The organism is Chitinophaga dinghuensis, from assembly GCF_003259435.1.
Lineage (GTDB): Bacteria > Bacteroidota > Bacteroidia > Chitinophagales > Chitinophagaceae > Chitinophaga > Chitinophaga dinghuensis.
The window spans coordinates 111,061-127,932 of the sequence record NZ_QLMA01000002.1; the positions used below are offsets into that span (position 1 = coordinate 111,061).

The window sequence follows — 16,872 nt, forward strand, 5'->3', positions numbered from 1 at the left end:
ACTTACTTCTTCATAAACTAAACAACTGACTCAAATAATAATAGAATAGGGCAGACTAAGGGACAAATACTAGTTTATTATAGTCTTCTATGCGACAATTTACACCCGCCTGATTCAGCACTTTAATCATATCTGCTAACATCAGGTTTCTGCTAATTTTACCGCCGACCCTTGTATCTGATACTTTATCTGTGATTTTGGTTTCGATGCCATACCACCGTGTCAATTGGCGTGCTAGCATTGGAAGATCATTCTCTTCGAAATCGAAGTAACCATTCTTCCACGCTGTTACACTTTCGGTATTAGCATATTGAATACTAATTTGTTGTGTTTCGGATATAGAAGCCTGTTGGTCTGGCTTTAATAACTCTTTCTTCTTATTTTCCGGTGCAGATACCATCACAGCCCCTTGTACCAGGGTAATCTTGCAGGAGCTTTCATCCGGATACGCATTAATATTAAAATGTGTTCCTAAAACTTCTACAAGCGCTGTATGTTTATCTGCTCGTTTAATGTTCACTTTAAACGGATGCTTTTCATCTTGTGCTACCTCCATATATACTTCTCCGCTAACTTCCACAATACGATCATCCCCTTTAAAGAAGGTAGGGTATTTCACAGAACTCTGTGCGTTCAGCCATACAGTGGTTCCATCTGGCAGTACCACCTTAAACTGGCGGCCTATTGGAGTGGTCAGTGTATTAAACTGTGGCTCTCTGTTTTCATCTCCTCCTGCCAGTGCATAGCCAATTTTCCCACTATCCAGGACTACACTTGCACCATTCTGATGCGCTACGATACCGTTACCCAGACTGTCCAGCACCACCTTGGAGCCATCTCCCAGAATGAGTACCGCTCCGTCTTTTCCAGGAGGCACATCTTGTTTTTGAGCAACAGCCACCGGTTTTACCTTATGCTGATGCAGCATCAGCGCTGTTCCGGCGCCCATTAAAACAAGAACTGCCGCAGCCGCCCACCATCTACGAAAAGTGACAATACGAGCGGATGATTCCTCCTTTTCCCAGTCAGCTTCATCGAGGGCACTTTCTATCATGGCTATACGACGCAGATCCATAGAAGGCTTTCCCGGGATCACGAACAATTCTTCACCATATTTATCCAGTACTTCCTGTTGTTCCGTTAGGGAGGCAGAAGCCATCCAGTGGCGGAATGCCTGGTATTCCTGCTGAGAGTAATTACCAGTAGCGTAGTCTTTCAAAAAGGTATCTAATTGTTCCTTAGTCATAACCTGGAATAAGTGTCCTGGTTAAAGGACGTTTCAGGAAATCAAAAGGACACGTCCGATCAAAAAAAAATTTTTAGAACGAATAAAAGGAGGGGAGAGAGAGGATAAAAACCAGAAAAGCGATGGTATCTTTTTCTTCAAAACATTGACGTACCAGCTTTTGGGCTTTGTACAACTGATTTTTCACCCCGGATTTCGAAATCTGGAGTTCTGCGGCAATTTCGTCCAGACTCAGACCTTTTTCCACGCTCAGGCGGAAAACATGTTGACATTGAGTCGGGAGGGCAGCTATTTGTCGCTGTACTTTTTCATAGATATAACGATAGTTCCAGATGTCTTCCGGAGTTTCTGCGTCGGCTTCTCTTTGTTGCAAATCCACAATGGCGGCTTTTCTAACCTGCTGATGGCGGATCTGATCCAGTAATCTGTTTCTGGCCGATTTGGCAATATAGGATTGGAAAGAGGTGATTTCTGCGAGTTTCTCCCGCTGTTCCCAAATGCGAACAAACACGTCCTGGATGATTTCATCGGTTTCATCCTGGGACCTGGTAAATAGATGGATGTACTGCGTTACAGCATCCAGGTGGAGGGAATATAATTCAGTAAATGCTTCTCGGTTCCCTCTGGATGCCCGCAGTAACAGGCTTCGTTCGTTATATATGCTTTTAGTTGACAAATGGCAGTACTACAAAAATTATAGCTATCGGATTACTATCCGGTTAGCGATAAAACTAAAGCTTTTTTTCTTGTCAAGCAACCATTCAGTAGTGTAAATCGACGAATCGGGGATCCAGATAAGTTCGACTATCTTTTTTTAGCCCAACAATCAACAGAATATGCAGAGAATCAAGTCCTGTCCGCAATTGGCGAAATAAAAAACAATGAGATATTCCCTGAAAAGATATATTTGTCAGGTGTAAAACGCTTACGTTGCAGCAGGATTTATCTGTCGAAATTTTATAATATATACCCCTAAAAATATCAACCAAATTATTCAGACACTATGAACATTTCTGCCACTATCTTTTCCTGTTTGATTTCATTACTTCCCTTATTACTCATACTTCGTCGTCCTGATATAAAATTATCATGGCTATTTTTATTGCATTTTGTCCTACTCTTCACCGCAACAGAAATGGCGCTGGAATGGGGCGGAATACTCCAGGTCAGACTGGCGCCGGAAATAAGATTTAACTGGCTGGGGAAAATACTGGGGATAGTAGTCTCTTTGGCATATTATCTACTATTGCTAAAACGCACTGTTAGTACAGAATTGGTAGGATTAAGATGGTATGTAGACATGGCTACACTACGGGGAGTGATGATAGCAGGGATCTTACTGGTGCTCGCCAAGTCGGGCGGAAATTATTTTTCTTCCACCAAAGAGGCAGTAACATTTGAAGGATATTTATATCAGGCCACTTTACCTGGCTTACAGGAAGAACTCCTGTACCGGGGATTCCTTTTAGCACTTTTACAATCAGCCTTAAACCGTGTATCTGTAAAGTTCCTCGGACTCACGCTCGACTTATGGATCATTTCTATACTTTTTGCCCTGGGCCATAGTTTTTCTATCACCCATCATTTTGCCTTTCATTTCAACACCGGCAATTTCTGTTATGCCTTTATCAGTGGAATGGTGTTTGGCTGGATTCGGGTCCAAAGCGGGTCATTGGTATTACCAGTAGTGTTTCACAATTTTAGCAATGTGATGATATTGGTGGCAAATGCGGTGAAATAAAATCAGATAGGTAGGTAGACAACAATCGTTACATCCTGCAAATGTCCCAGCTTTTCTTCCAGCAGGGGCTTCACCTGATCCCAATGTAGTCCGCCATTCCCGCACCCTAAGGCGGGTAAGGCAAGCGACTGTATTTTGTATTGCGCGATTACCTTCACCAAGTCATCCAGGCCAGCAGTAATGTATTCCATTTTCGACGGATGCCGCCAGTGTTTCTTTGTAGGAAAGTTAATGATCCATTTTACGTTTGTCTCCCCAGATACAGGCACTACAAGATTTTGGCCAACATCCAATAATTTTTCATCACATGCATGCTTATACACTTTAAAATTTTCAGGGAATATTTCTTTGAATTGTAGTGCAATTCCTTTGCCCATAACGCCTACGGTGTTAACAGCATTTACTAAGGCTTCAGTAGTAGCCTGGAGGAGGTTTCCTGTGGTGTATTGGATCATGAGGTTTTTCAGTTTTACGAATAGATGAGTGAACGAAGGTAGGTAGTTAGGAATAAAAATAACTTCACGCTATTTGAATTTCCCCCTGTTTCTACTCCGCTAAAATTAAGTCCGCCGCCTCCTTTCCACTGCTCAGTGCAGCTTCAACAGTCCCCATGGCAGCGCCATCATACAGGTATTCGCCTGCAAAATAGATGGTTCGTTCAACTGTCTCTGACAGCAGCACTCTCGCCTGCACACTTTCCACTTTACTATAAGCATAAGACCCTCTGGTAAAAGGGTCCACCGTCCAATTAACCACATGCCAGTTCTTGAGATTATGTTGGAGTTGTTCCGGAGAAATATGGAAGATATTTCCCAGCGACTGTAACGTCAATTCCAATATAGTTGCCGCCGGCAAGTCCTTCTTTGCAAAAGCTGGCGGTCCGCCGAGCCAGCCAGTGAGCAGCGGGCTATCAATGGATGTTTGTGTCCAGAAGGTTGGTACTTGTTCCCTGGAAGTTACCAACACGGTAGTAGAAGGGCTATTACCAGGCGCATTAAATGCTTTATTTTCTGTCCAGAATGGCGACTGGAATTCCAGCAATATTTTTATAATAGATCCGTAGCCGATATCTTGCCACGCCATTTTCTGTGCAGGAATTGCCGGATTGAAAATAACAGCGCCAGTTTCTTCCACAGGCGCCTGTAGTATTCCTAATGGCAGCGCAATGATCACTTTGGTTGCATTATAAGTATGATCATCCGTTGTGGAGATGACAACTTTGTCTTTTTGCCAACGTACTTCTCTGACAATTTTATTCAAGTGTATTTCACTTCCTGCAGCCAATACCGCATCGGCAAGAAATTGTATCATCTTTCCATAACCGGTATCTACACGATATTGAGCTTCGTCATCTTCGCTACTCCACTCATTTCGAACAGCGAAAGTACTGATATCATCTACCTCTCCGGTATCGTATCCATTCACAAACCCTTCGATATGATTGCGCAGGTCGGCATATTCCTCTGTGGCGAAATGTGTTTGCAGGAATGCCCTCAAAGGCATATCCTTTTCCAGCTGAAATATTTTCTCCATTAGGGTCTCCCAGCCAGTAACGGCGTCATTACCTTCCTGGAATGCGCCATCCCTGGAACGTGCCATCTTAAACTGTGTTTGGGAATAGGGAATCCCTGCTGTTTGCAATAATTCCAATGTCACCGGTAAATTCCCATGAACGAATTCCGCCCCAAGTTCAACGTTATCCAATGTATGTATCCGACCACCAATACGATCGCGCGCCTCTAATATTGTAACCGCCTGCCCCGCCTTTATAAGCGTATAAGCAGCCATTAATCCTGCGGCGCCTGCCCCAATAATAATTACGTCTGGATGTTTCATGGTTTGTATTGATGTAGCAAAGTAAGGATTTAGATAGTAGGGAGCAGGTTAAATGATGTGGGTATTTCCGGGAGCTCCTGGTGTATATTTCGGGTCAAAATAAAAAACGGTAGCCTGCAAAAGACTACCGTTTTTCTCTGTGCTCCCAACAGGGCATGATCCTGTGACCCCCTGATTATGAGTCAGGTGCTCTAACCAACTGAGCTATAGGAGCTGTTCCGAAGAACGCAAATTCCCTTCTTTCGAGGGACGGCAAAATTAATTATTTTATTCAATTAACCTAAAAATATTTTGTATGGTCTAACTCAAACGCCTACACTTTAAGAAAATCCACTTTCTTTGTAGTAAAGGAGTATATATGCAGGGAATTAAAAATATCATTTTTGACCTCGGCGGGGTAATTCTGAATATCGATTATCAAAAGACGAATGATGCCTTCATCGCCTTGGGCGTGACTAATTTTCATGAATTATACAGCCAGTTTAAAGGCTCACATCTGTTCGACAATCTGGAAACCGGGCATATTTCTACCGCAGACTTCCTCCAGGAAATGCACAAGCATGTACCTGCAGGAGTAACCGATGAACAAATAATTGACGCCTGGTGCGCTATGCTGCTGGATTTTCCGTTACAGCGACTCCAACTACTGCAACAATTAAGACAACAATATAATCTGTATCTGCTCAGTAATACCAATGCCATTCATCTGGAGAGATTCAATCAAATATTAATGGAAAGCAGGGGAATCCCCTCTCTGGCCGAGTTTTTCGATAAGACATACTATTCCCATCTGGTGGGTTTACGCAAACCGGGAACGGAAATCTATGAAGTCGTATTGCAGGAAAATGGGTTGAAAGCAGGAGAGACGGTATTCATTGATGATACCCTTCCAAACATTGAGGCGGCGAAAAAAGTGGGATTACATACCATCCACTTACTACCTCCAAAAACTATTCTGGATATTTTCAGGCCGATGGCCGTATAAAAGAAAACCTCACGGCTTCGTGAGGTTTTTTTATTTAATTTCTTCAAAATCGATGTAGTCGCCCTTGTCTACTTTCGGGGTAGGACGGGAGGCTTCTGGTTCCTGGGGCGTATTATACCCCTGTTGTGAACCTTGCTGTTGCTCATATTGCTGACGCATATGCTCCTGCATATCCGCCATCTGCTTACGCACAGCTCTGGTAGCTCTGTATACCGGGATGACCACTTTAAATATCACCTGGTACAGAAATACAAAAAGAATTATATAAAGTAACATCTTCAACATAGTAATCAAAGGTAGCAGTTAATCTACTCCGACCTCTCTTTTTCATGGTCATTTTAAGTTTTCTTTAACTTCTGACATCACCATACGAATTATAATTTATGGTTATATCAAAATAAAGAGACGATATCTCCCTGGGAAATTAACAGTTAAATAAAATAAATAGTGGTACAATAAAAATAAAATCCTAATTTTGCGTAGGAAAAATGATTCAAACGAAGGGGACGAGATATCGGCCCCTTCGCGCTTTTTGTATGGCAAACGAACACGTGATAACAGCTATCCGGGAACTGGCAGAAGGCTTGCTGGCAAATGATCCCGATAATTTTCTGGTAGAAATCAGAATTAAGCCTACCAATAATATTAAGCTCTTTTTAGACGGAGATAAAGGCGTACCAGTGGATAAACTGGTATCTTTTAATCGTGCGCTCTATCCATTGCTGGAAGAAGCTGCATTATTTCCTAACAACGATTTTTCGCTGGAAGTTTCTTCTCCTGGCCTGGAAGAGCCACTCAAACTGCACAGACAATATGTAAAAAATATTGGCCGTAAAGTAGAGGTGACCCTGCTGGATGGCAGCAGTAAAGAAGGGACCCTACAGACGGTTACAGAGGAGGGAATAACGATCGAGGAGCAGATTGGTAAGAAAAAAGAGAAAAAATCAACCGATATAAATTTTGTTGAAATCAAACACACGAAAGTGTGCATCGTGTTTTAAAATATAATAAATAAACATGGCTAGTATTAACCTGATTGAGTCATTCAGCGAGTTTAAGGAGGCGGAAAACATTGACCGTCCTACGTTGATGAAGGTTTTGGAAGATGTGTTCAAAACGCTGCTGAGGAAAAAGTATGGCTCTGATGAGAACTTTGACGTCATTGTAAATACCGAAAAAGGAGACCTTGAAATATTACGCCGCCGCCTGGTTGTAGCAGACGGTGAAGTGGAGGACGAAAATGCACAAATCGCTTATTCTGAAGCAGTTAGCATTGAGAAAGACCTGGAAATCGGGGAAGACCTCTACGAAGAAGTAGAAATTTTGGACTTCGGCCGCCGCGCAATCCTTGCAGCAAAACAAACGCTGTCTGCCCGCATCGGCGACCTCAAAAAGAATATTCTCGTAAAGAAATATGCTGATAAAGCTGGTGAAATTGTAACCGGCGAAGTATACCAGGTTTGGAAAAAAGAAGTTTTATTGCTTGATGATGAAGGGAATGAATTAATTTTGCCAAAAGCCGAACAAATCCCCACTGATTATTTCAAGAAAGGGGAAAACGTTAGAGCGGTGGTGAAAAAAGTGGAAATGAAGAATAATGCCCCACTCATCATTCTTTCCCGTACACATCCATCCTTCCTGGCTAAATTGCTCGAAATTGAAGTCCCTGAGATCTTTGATGGTCTCATCGTTATTAAGAAAATCGTTCGCGAACCTGGTGAAAGAGCCAAAGTAGCAGTAGAATCTTATGACGACCGCATCGACCCAGTGGGCGCCTGCGTTGGTATGAAAGGTAGCCGTATACATGGTATCGTTCGTGAACTGAGAAACGAAAATATCGATATCATTAACTTTACTGCCAATATCCAACTCCTGATTCAACGCTCGTTAACACCTGCCAGAATCAGCCGAATGGAAGTAGATAACGAAAATAAATATGCCTCCGTTTACCTCGCGCCAGACCAAGTGTCTCTCGCCATCGGTAAAAAAGGTGTAAATATCAAACTCGCTTGCGAACTCACCGGATATGAAATCGACGTGTTCCGCGATGAACAACAAGAACAAGCCGAATTCGATATCGATCTGGAAGAATTCTCTGACGAAATCGAAGGATGGATTATAGATGAACTGAAGCGCATAGGTTGTGATACTGCCCGCAGCGTATTGGAGCTGACAACAGAAGAACTGGTTCGCCGTTCAGATCTGGAAGAAGAGACAGTGCAGGATATAAGAAGAATATTGCAGGAAGAGTTTGACAAAGAATAAAGCCCAGCCAGAACCCTTCCCAGGTAAAGGGCTTATTAGAAGGGGAATTGGATTTTTCGAGTTATTGTTTAAACGTAAAAAAACAACCCGTTTGGAAGAAACGGGAAACAGGGGAGGCCCGAAATACGATATGCCTGAAACAACAAACAACACACCACGATTGCTTGCCGCAGCCAAAGAGTTTAATATTGGTAAAGAAACCCTCATAGACTATCTTTCCAATAAAGGCTTCGACATGGGTGGCTTTGGTTCGCCAAATGCCCGCCTCACGGCTGTTATGTACCAAGCGCTGCAGTCGGAATTCCAACAGGATAAGGCCAATAAACGCAAAAGCGACCAAATTGCCCTGCCTAAAGGAAGCGTGTTAGATACGAAGAAGAAAGAGAAGGAGAAAGAAAAAGAGGAAGCGGAAGCTGCGGCTAAAAAGAACACTTCTAAAGAAGAAAAAGAGCCTGCTGCTCCTGTAGCAGAAGCTCCTAAGGCAGAACCTAAACCTGAACCCGCCAAGGAAACTCCTCCTCCGGCGCCTCAGGCAACAGCTCCTGTCAACCCTCCGGCCAAGGAAAAAGAGAAAACAGAACCTCCCGTTGCACCACCTCCCCCTGTGGCGGAAGCTCCTAAAACTCAGGCGCCACCGCCTGCCGAACCGGAAGTGGTTAAAACCGAAGCGCCTAAAATTAACGGCCCTCGCGTCATCACTACTATTGATCTCGACGCCGTTAACCGTGCTGGTAAAAAACCTGCTCCACAAAAAGAACAGCCTAAACCAGAAGCGCCGGTTACTCCCGCCGAACAGCCGAAAGAACAACCGGCTCCGGCACCTCCTGTTGCAGAGAAAAAACCAGAAGCACCAACAGCAGCCCCTGTGGAAAAACCACAAGCAGCCGCTCCCGCTCCTGAAAAACCTGCTGCTCCAGTAGTAACCAAACCTGAGCAACCAGCAGCGAAAGCGCCAGAAGCGCCCGCCGCCCCAGCTCAACCTGAGAAATCAGCTAAAACAGATAAAACCGATACGACAGATAAAACGGAAAAAGCCGCACCGGTTGAAGATAAACCTGTAGTTAACAAAGTGGAAGAAGTATTACAAGAGGCAAAACCGGCTGCAGCAATTAAGGATACAGCCATCCCCGTTAAACAACCTGTTAAGGAGGATGCTAAATCCAAAGATAATATCCAGGCTCCCGCAGCTCAACAAAATCAAAATGATGAACAAGCCGGCGCCGTTATCGAAAATATCCAGGCCGAAAAATTAACCGGCCCTAAAGTAATCGGCAAAATCGAACTGCCAGTGCAATCTGACAGAAGAGATAATAACAAATCTAACTTCAACAGAGATCGCGACGAAAAACGGAAACGTAAGCGCATCATCGTTGAAAAGAAACCTGAACCTATCCAGCCTCGCGATTTCAAAGATGGCGAACGCAAAGAAGGTCAAGGTACCGGCGATCGCCCCCCTCATGATCGCGGCAACCGTCCTAACCGCCAAGGCGGACAACATGGCGACAATCGCCAAGGTGGCCAGCATGGTGGAGACAACCGCAATCAACACGGTCAAAACCGTCAGGGACAAGGGCAAGGCCAAGGCCAAGGTCAGCACGGACAAAACCGTCAAGGCGGCGGTGGCCAACATGGCCAAAACCGTCAAGGTGGTCAACATGGTCAAAATCGCCAAGGTGGCGGATTCGGTCAAAACCGACAAGGCGGCGGTCAAGGCCATAACCAAAACAGACAAGGCGGCAACTTCAATAACAGACCAGGCCAAGACAGATTCAACCGTCATGGCGCTGGCAACCGCGGCCCAGATAACCGTACTCCTGAAGAAAAGGAAATCGATAAAAACGAAATCCAGAATAAGATCAAGGAGACAATGGCTAAACTGTCTGGTGGTAGAGGCGGTAACAAAATGAAAGCCAAACATCGCCGTGAAAAACGCGAGGAAAGAGCCAACATCAGAGCAAACGAAGGCGCTGAAAACAGCAAACTCCAGGTAACCGAGTTCATCTCCGTGAGCGAACTGGCCAACCTGATGGATGTAAGCTTCGCCGAAGTAATCTCTAAATGTATGGGCCTCGGTATCATGGTGTCCATTAACCAACGCCTCGATGCGGAAGTAATCGAACTCGTTTCTGGCGAATTTGGCTACGAAGTAGAATTCATCGGCCTCGATGCAGTAGAAGAAAACGAAGAGGAAGAAGTTGCAGACGATCCAGAAGATCTGGAACCACGCGCTCCGATCGTTACCATCATGGGTCACGTTGACCACGGTAAAACTTCCTTGCTCGACTATATCCGCAACGCGAACGTAGTGGCAGGTGAAGCCGGAGGTATTACCCAGCACATCGGTGCTTACCAGGTAACCACCAGCGGCGGTAAGAAAATCACCTTCCTCGATACCCCAGGTCACGAAGCATTTACTGCGATGCGTGCCCGTGGTGCGAAAGCCGCAGATATCGCGGTTATCGTGATCGCTGCAGATGACGCCATCATGCCTCAGACAAAAGAAGCAATTTCCCACTCTCAGGCTGCCGGTCTCCCTATGGTATTCGCTATCAACAAAGTGGATAAAGATGGAGCTAACCCGGAAAAAATTAAAGAACAATTGGCAGGTATGAACCTCCTGGTGGAAGACTGGGGCGGTAAATACCAAAGCCAGGAAATATCCGCTAAAAGCGGTCTGAACATCGACGTCCTCCTCGAGAAACTCCTCCTGGAAGCCGAACTGCTCGAACTGAAAGCCAACCCTAACCGCGAAGGCTCCGGTTCTATCGTCGAAGCTTCCCTGGATAAAGGTCGCGGTTACGTTGCTTCCCTCCTGGTACAAAATGGTACACTCCGTCAAGGCGATACCATCGTATCCGGTTCTTACTACGGTAAAATCAAAGCAATGTTCAACGAACGTGGCCAGAAAATGGAAGAAGCCGGCCCATCCATGCCAGTACAGGTACTGGGTCTGAACGGCGCTCCTCAGGCAGGTGAGAAATTCAAAATGTACGAAAACGAATCCGAAGCTAAAGAAGTGGCTAACCGCAGAGCTCAGATCGTTCGCGAACAAGGTATCCGTACCAAGAAACATATCACCCTCGATGAAATCGGCCGCCGTCTGGCACTGGGTAACTTTAAACAGCTCAACCTCATCATCAAAGCTGACTTTGATGGTTCCGTGGAAGCACTGTCCGATTCCCTGCAGAAACTTTCTACAGAAGAAATCGTTATCAGTATCGTACACAAAGCAGTGGGTCAGATCACAGAATCAGACGTCCTGCTGGCTACCGCCTCCGATGCAATCATCCTCGGTTTCCAGGTACGTCCGTCTTCCCAGGCAGCAAAACTGGCAGAAAAAGAAAACATCGAAATACGCAACTACTCCATCATCTACGACGCTATCGAAGAAATCAAAAGCGCCATGGAAGGGATGCTGGAACCAAAAATCGAAAAGAAAGTGGTGTGCAACGTGGAAATCCGCGAAACATACAAATTCGACAAGGTTACAGTGGCTGGTTGCTTCGTACTCGATGGCAAGCTAGCCAGAAATACCAGAGTAAACCTCGTTCGCGATGGTATCGTAGTATACACCGGAGACCTCGGCTCTCTGAAACGTTATAAAGATGACGTGAAAGAAGTAGCGACCAACATGGAATGCGGTCTGAGTATCCGTAACTACAACGACCTCCGCCCTGGAGATATCGTAGAAGGTTTCGAAGAAGTAGAAGTGAAGAGAACTTTATAAGATCTCCTTTCAATATCCTTAAATGCAGCGAAGGTCAACTTCGCTGCATTTTTTTTAACCTGTCATCCTTTTTTCCAGGCTAATCTAAACTTTTGTTAAATCCGTCGAAATTTAGTAGTGGTCTGACTTTTATTTGGTTATTTTTGAACTTTACTCATTATTATGAAGAAACTTCTGGCATTATCTGCTATATCTCTGACGCTCATGCAAGCAGCCTCTGCACAACATAAGCTCATAGCAGATAAAATTATAGGTATTGTAGGGGATAAAATTATCCTAAAGTCGGACATGGAAGGCGCCCTGGCAGACCAGGAACGCAATACCCCGGATGGCCAACTGCCCGCTGATGCTCCCTGCAAAACGCTGGAAATGCTCATTTCTCAAAAAGTAATGGTGCTCCAGGCCGAACGCGACTCCCTCCCCGTGAGCGATGCCGATATCGAAGGCCAAATGGAAAACCGTATCAGATATTTCGAACAGATGTACGGTAGCAAGGAGAAAATGAAAGAAGTAACCGGCTACTCCGTATACCAACTCCGCGAAAGATTCCGTAATCCTATCAAGGAAAACTTACTCGCCCAGGCTATGCGCAATAAAGTCATAGAACAGGTGAAAGTTACCCCTTCCGAAGTGAAAAGATATTTCGACGCCATCCCTAAAGACAGTCTCAAATTCTATGAATCAGAACTGGAAATAGGCCAAATCGTTATCACTCCGAAAGCGACCCGCGAAATGGACCAATACGCCATCGATCGCCTCCTCGAATTCAAAAAACGTGTTCAAAATAAAGAAGCAGACTTCGGCTCCCTCGCTATTCTCTACTCTGAAGATCCAGGCGTAAAAGATAACAAAGGGATCTACCCAATGAACCGTAACGATAAAAATACCTGGGACCCAGACTTTATGGCCGCTGCCTTCCGTCTGAAAGAAGGAGAAATCTCCAACCCAGTTAAATCTGCACACGGTTATCATATCATCCAGATGCTCAAACGTCAGGGCGATAATATCACCGTTCAACACATCCTCATCAGAGCGGCCGTTACCAAATCTGACCTGGCTAAAGCCACAGAAAAACTGGACTCCGTACGCAGCCAGATCCTCGCCAATAAAATCACTTTCGCACAAGCCGTGAGCGATTTCAGCGACGAACCTTCTGCGAAATTTACCGGCGGTATGCTGCAATCAAAAGTAGGCGACGGTACCCTCCTCACCATCGACCAACTGGACGATCCTTCTGAAAAAGAAATCGTACTGATGCTGGAAAAACTGAAACCAGGAGAAATCTCCAAACCAACCACCTTTGTCGACGATCAAGGCCACACCGCTGTACGCCTCGTTTTCCTGAAAACACGTACACAACCTCACAGAGAGAACCTGTCGGATGACTATTCCCGCATCCAGCAACGTACCCTCATGATCAAACAAGCCGAAGCCATCAATAAATGGCTCATGGAAAAAATACCTACCTTCTACGTAAACGTAGATCCGGAATATAAAACCTGCACCCATATCAGCCAGTGGATGGGACAGATTGCAAAAAAATAATTCCAGATTTTAACATATTCGAAAAGCGGCACAGCATATACGCTGTGCCGCTTTCCATTTATACATATCCCGTAGTTACGCTCTCATGACGCGGGTTAATTTTATTTGCCGTAACTTTGCATCTTCAATTTTCAGGCATGAGTGATGCGATCAAGCATGAATGCGGACTGGCATTCATAAGATTGAGAAAACCGTTCTCATATTACCAACAGAAATATGGAACTGTTTTCTATGGGCTGAACAAACTTTATCTGCTCATGGAAAAGCAGCACAACAGGGGCCAGGACGGCGCTGGTGTAGCTGCAGTAAAATTAGATACTGAACCCGGAGTACCCTTTATGCACCGCGTACGCAGTTCCGCCCCACAGGCAATCGGCGACGTCTTTAGCAAAATAAGGGACGAAATTCAGGAAATCGAAAAGTATCAACCCGAGATAACCAAATATCCCGGACTGATGAAAGGACACACCAAATTCCTGGGAGAACTGTTGCTCGGACACCTCCGCTACGCCACCCAGGGGAAAAATAATGTGGAACTGTGCCACCCCTTCGTCAGATACAATACCATCCCTGCCCGTAACCTCGCTATGGCAGGAAACTTCAACCTGGTAAACGCAGACGAACTCTTCAAATCGCTGGACATAAACCCTGGTGAAGTCTACAAGAACAGTGACCTCGCAGCAATGCTGGAAACCGTTCACCACTATATCTGCAAAGAAGATGAGGTTCGCCGCAACGGCCTCAACATCAAAAATATCCTTCAACAGGCTTTCTCTACATTCGATGGCGGTTATCACGCTGCCGGCCTTATCGGTACCGGCGATGCTTTCGTTATCCGCGATCCAAATGGTATCCGCCCTTCCTATTACTACATCAACGAGGACGTAATCGTAGCCGCTTCTGAAAGAGCCGCTATCCGTACTACTTTCAACGTTGGCGAAAATGAAGTACTGGAACTGATGCCAGGAAATGCCCTCATCGTAAAAGCCAACGGCGAATACGCAATAGAGCAGATCCTCGAACCTAAAGAACGTAAAGCCTGCAGCTTCGAAAGAATCTACTTCTCCAGAGGTAACGACGAGAAAATCTATAAAGAACGTACTGCCCTCGGCCGCAACCTTTCCGGTACCGTGCTGAAAGCAATCGACAACGATCTCCGTAATACCATCTTCTCCTTCATCCCTAACACGGCTGAAGTAGCCTTCTATGGCCTGCTCAAAGGTCTGGAAGACTATCTCAACAAAATCAAAGTGGAAAGAATCCTCTCCTGGGGAGAAAACTTTGATGAGGAGAAACTGACAGAAATGGTCAACCGCCGCATCCGCATCGATAAAATCGCTATCAAGGATGTGAAAATGAGAACCTTCATTACGGAAGATTCCAGCCGTAATGAAATGGTACAGCACGTTTATGATATTACCTACGGTACGGTAAGACCAGGCATTGACTCCCTGGTTGTTATCGACGACTCCATCGTTCGCGGTACCACCCTCAAGGAAAGTATCGTCAAAATGCTGGACCGCCTCGGACCCAAACGCATTATCATCGTTTCTTCCGCTCCTCAAATCAGATACCCAGACTGTTACGGTATCGATATGAGCAAAATGGGCGACTTCGTGGCATTCCAAGCCGCAATTGCCCTGCTGAAAGAACAAGGTAAAGAACATATCCTCCAGGAAGCTTACGGCTTGTGTAAAGAATTGGAACGTACCAACACCCTCCATGCACAAAACGTGGTGAAAAATGTCTATAAACCTTTCACCCCTGAGGAAATTTCCGCTAAAATCGCTCAAATCCTTACTCCACAAGGTATCAACGCTAACATCGAAGTGATCTACCAATCCATCGAAAGTCTGCACGAAGCTTGTCCGAATAACCTGGGCGACTGGTACTTCACAGGTAATTATCCTACGCCTGGCGGTAACCGCGTAGTAAATAAAGCCTTCATGAACTATATGGAAGGTAAAAACGAAAGAGGTTACTAATAGCTCCAGCTATTAATCATATTACAGAAAAAGCTCCCCATGGGGAGCTTTTTCATTTTATAGTATTATAAGCCACTATCTATCAACCTTTTCTCCCTTTCTATGTTAATTTTATCTTAAATCACAACACAACAACGCCTATTTCCCCTGATCCATTTAACTTTCTTTAAAATCCTTATTTTCGATTCGTAAACAATCCGTTTTCAGCCCATGAAAACATTGCTGCTTATCCGACATGCAAAATCCAGCTGGAATGATCCCGATACGGACGATTTTGACAGACCTCTCAACAAAAGAGGAAAACAAAACGCCCCGGAAATGGCAGAACGCCTCATGAACAAAGGGGTAGTACCTGAACTCATCATTTCAAGCCCGGCCAAACGTACCAGGACAACCGCCAAACTCATGGCAGACATTTGGAAGTACCCCAAACAGGCTATCATCCTGGAAGAGGAGCTATACCTCTGCTATGCATCTACTTTCCTCAAAGTAATCACCAAAATCGATGATGACTTCAACACAATTGCCATCTACGCCCACAACCCCGGGATCACAGATTTTGCAAACTATCTCACAGAAGAAATCAGGATAGACAACGTGCCCACCGCTGGCGTATTCGCCATACAGGCCGACACCGAAACCTGGTCAGATTTCGATCGCGCAAAGAAAACATTCCTGTTTTTTGATTATCCCAGGAAGGATTAACCCTTTACAATCTTATTATAAGATGCGGTAATTCCTTTAATCAGCGAGGAACTGAATCCCTGATGCTCCATTTCGTTCAAACCGGCAATGGTACAGCCTTTAGGAGTAGTTACTTTATCTATTTCCTCCTCAGGGTGACGATTCTCCCGTATCAAGAGCTCCGCAGCTCCCTTAACCGTTTGCGCAGCGATCAGACTGGCAGTACGGGCATCAAACCCGATTTCAATGCCCCCCTGGATATTCGCACGAATAAATCGCAGGGCATACGCAATCCCACAAGCACCCAACACGGTGGCTGCATCCATCAGCTTCTCATCAATGCTGACAGCTGCTCCCAACTGATTGAACATGTCCGTAACAAAACCCGTTTGCTCTTCCGTGGCATTCTTGAAACACAGACAGGTCATAGATTCCTGAATCGCAATAGCGGTATTGGGCATCGCTCTTACTACCGCCATTCCTGGCACTATACGTTCCAGGTCATCAATACTCACTCCCGTCACCACACTGATCAGAATTTGATCCGGACGGAATTCCTTGCTGAACTCCTGCAATACTTCCCGCACATTGTAAGGCTTTAGCGCTACAATCACGACCTCCGCGCCACGAATGGCTATGGCATTATCTTTTTCCACTTGTACACCCGCACTCTTCAACGATGCAAGGGTATCTGTATTACGCTTGGTAATAGTAATATCGGCGGCATTTGAAAATCCACTCTTCATCAATCCCTGGGCTATGGCCGTTCCCAGATTTCCTCCACCTATAATGGCTATCTTCTTGGCAGACATAAAAAAATTTTACATTATAAATCATTCGAAAGGTAAAACAATTGGT

At 45.1% G+C, this 16,872-nt stretch carries 14 protein-coding genes and 1 tRNA gene; 8 read left to right on the forward strand and 7 right to left on the reverse strand.

Annotated features, from left to right (window positions below; all coding sequences use genetic code 11):
* Positions 1–55 precede the first annotated feature (55 nt).
* Both CLV59_RS05655 and CLV59_RS05660 read right to left on the reverse strand, forming a co-directional pair.
* Positions 56–1,246 carry a FecR family protein gene (locus CLV59_RS05655; protein ID WP_111591050.1) on the reverse strand — a complete coding sequence of 397 codons (1,191 nt, stop codon included), beginning with the start codon at positions 1,244–1,246 and terminating at the stop codon, positions 56–58.
* 73 nt (positions 1,247–1,319) lie between these two features.
* Positions 1,320–1,922, reverse strand: a complete 603-nt coding sequence (locus tag CLV59_RS05660) for an RNA polymerase sigma factor (protein WP_111591051.1) — start codon at positions 1,920–1,922, stop codon at positions 1,320–1,322.
* A 327-nt stretch (positions 1,923–2,249) separates the two neighbouring features.
* Between CLV59_RS05660 and CLV59_RS05665 the strand changes: the two genes are divergently transcribed.
* A complete protein-coding gene (locus CLV59_RS05665) occupies positions 2,250–2,987 on the forward strand; it encodes a CPBP family intramembrane glutamic endopeptidase (protein WP_111591052.1) in 738 nt (245 codons plus the stop codon).
* Positions 2,988–2,989: 2 nt separating this feature from the next.
* Here the strand turns inward: CLV59_RS05665 and CLV59_RS05670 are convergent, their stop codons facing one another.
* The 3 genes from CLV59_RS05670 to CLV59_RS05680 form a co-directional block, all read right to left on the reverse strand.
* Complete coding sequence (locus CLV59_RS05670) at positions 2,990–3,442, reverse strand: macro domain-containing protein (RefSeq protein WP_111591053.1); 453 nt, start codon at positions 3,440–3,442, stop codon at positions 2,990–2,992.
* Positions 3,443–3,533: 91 nt separating this feature from the next.
* Entirely contained in the window at positions 3,534–4,823 is a 1,290-nt protein-coding gene (locus CLV59_RS05675; protein ID WP_111591054.1) for a flavin monoamine oxidase family protein, read from the reverse strand.
* A 140-nt stretch (positions 4,824–4,963) separates the two neighbouring features.
* Positions 4,964–5,037, reverse strand: a tRNA-Ile gene (locus CLV59_RS05680).
* A 144-nt stretch (positions 5,038–5,181) separates the two neighbouring features.
* On the opposite strand from CLV59_RS05680, the gene CLV59_RS05685 reads away from it, so the two are divergent.
* On the forward strand, positions 5,182–5,808 hold the full coding sequence (locus CLV59_RS05685) for an HAD family hydrolase (RefSeq protein ID WP_111591055.1): 627 nt from the start codon (positions 5,182–5,184) through the stop codon (positions 5,806–5,808).
* Positions 5,809–5,838: 30 nt separating this feature from the next.
* Here CLV59_RS05685 and CLV59_RS05690 read toward each other — a convergent pair whose 3' ends face one another.
* Positions 5,839–6,084: a DUF4834 family protein gene (locus CLV59_RS05690; RefSeq protein WP_245950810.1), complete on the reverse strand. Its 246-nt coding sequence runs from the start codon at positions 6,082–6,084 to the stop codon at positions 5,839–5,841.
* Positions 6,085–6,344: 260 nt separating this feature from the next.
* Here CLV59_RS05690 and CLV59_RS05695 point away from each other — a divergent pair, with 260 nt between their 5' ends.
* The 6 genes from CLV59_RS05695 (at position 6,345) to CLV59_RS05720 (ending at position 16,035) form a co-directional block, all read left to right on the forward strand.
* Entirely contained in the window at positions 6,345–6,809 is a 465-nt protein-coding gene (locus tag CLV59_RS05695; RefSeq protein ID WP_245950812.1) for a ribosome maturation factor RimP, read from the forward strand.
* 16 nt (positions 6,810–6,825) lie between these two features.
* On the forward strand, positions 6,826–8,073 hold the full coding sequence (gene nusA / locus CLV59_RS05700; protein ID WP_111591057.1) for a transcription termination factor NusA: 1,248 nt from the start codon (positions 6,826–6,828) through the stop codon (positions 8,071–8,073).
* Positions 8,074–8,164: 91 nt separating this feature from the next.
* A complete protein-coding gene (gene infB / locus CLV59_RS05705) occupies positions 8,165–11,800 on the forward strand; it encodes a translation initiation factor IF-2 (RefSeq protein WP_245950814.1) in 3,636 nt (1,211 codons plus the stop codon).
* 162 nt (positions 11,801–11,962) lie between these two features.
* Positions 11,963–13,345, forward strand: coding sequence for a peptidylprolyl isomerase (locus tag CLV59_RS05710; protein ID WP_111591058.1), 1,383 nt, complete (start codon positions 11,963–11,965; stop codon positions 13,343–13,345).
* 257 nt (positions 13,346–13,602) lie between these two features.
* Positions 13,603–15,330 carry an amidophosphoribosyltransferase gene (locus tag CLV59_RS05715; protein WP_245950815.1) on the forward strand — a complete coding sequence of 576 codons (1,728 nt, stop codon included), beginning with the start codon at positions 13,603–13,605 and terminating at the stop codon, positions 15,328–15,330.
* Between the two features lie 210 nt (positions 15,331–15,540).
* Entirely contained in the window at positions 15,541–16,035 is a 495-nt protein-coding gene (locus tag CLV59_RS05720; RefSeq protein ID WP_111591060.1) for a SixA phosphatase family protein, read from the forward strand.
* Here CLV59_RS05720 and proC read toward each other — a convergent pair.
* Positions 16,032–16,826 (reverse strand): pyrroline-5-carboxylate reductase, encoded by a 795-nt coding sequence (proC, locus tag CLV59_RS05725; RefSeq protein WP_111591061.1) that lies wholly within the window; start codon positions 16,824–16,826, stop codon positions 16,032–16,034. The genes CLV59_RS05720 and proC overlap by 4 nt on opposite strands.
* Between the last annotated feature and the right edge of the window lie 46 nt (positions 16,827–16,872).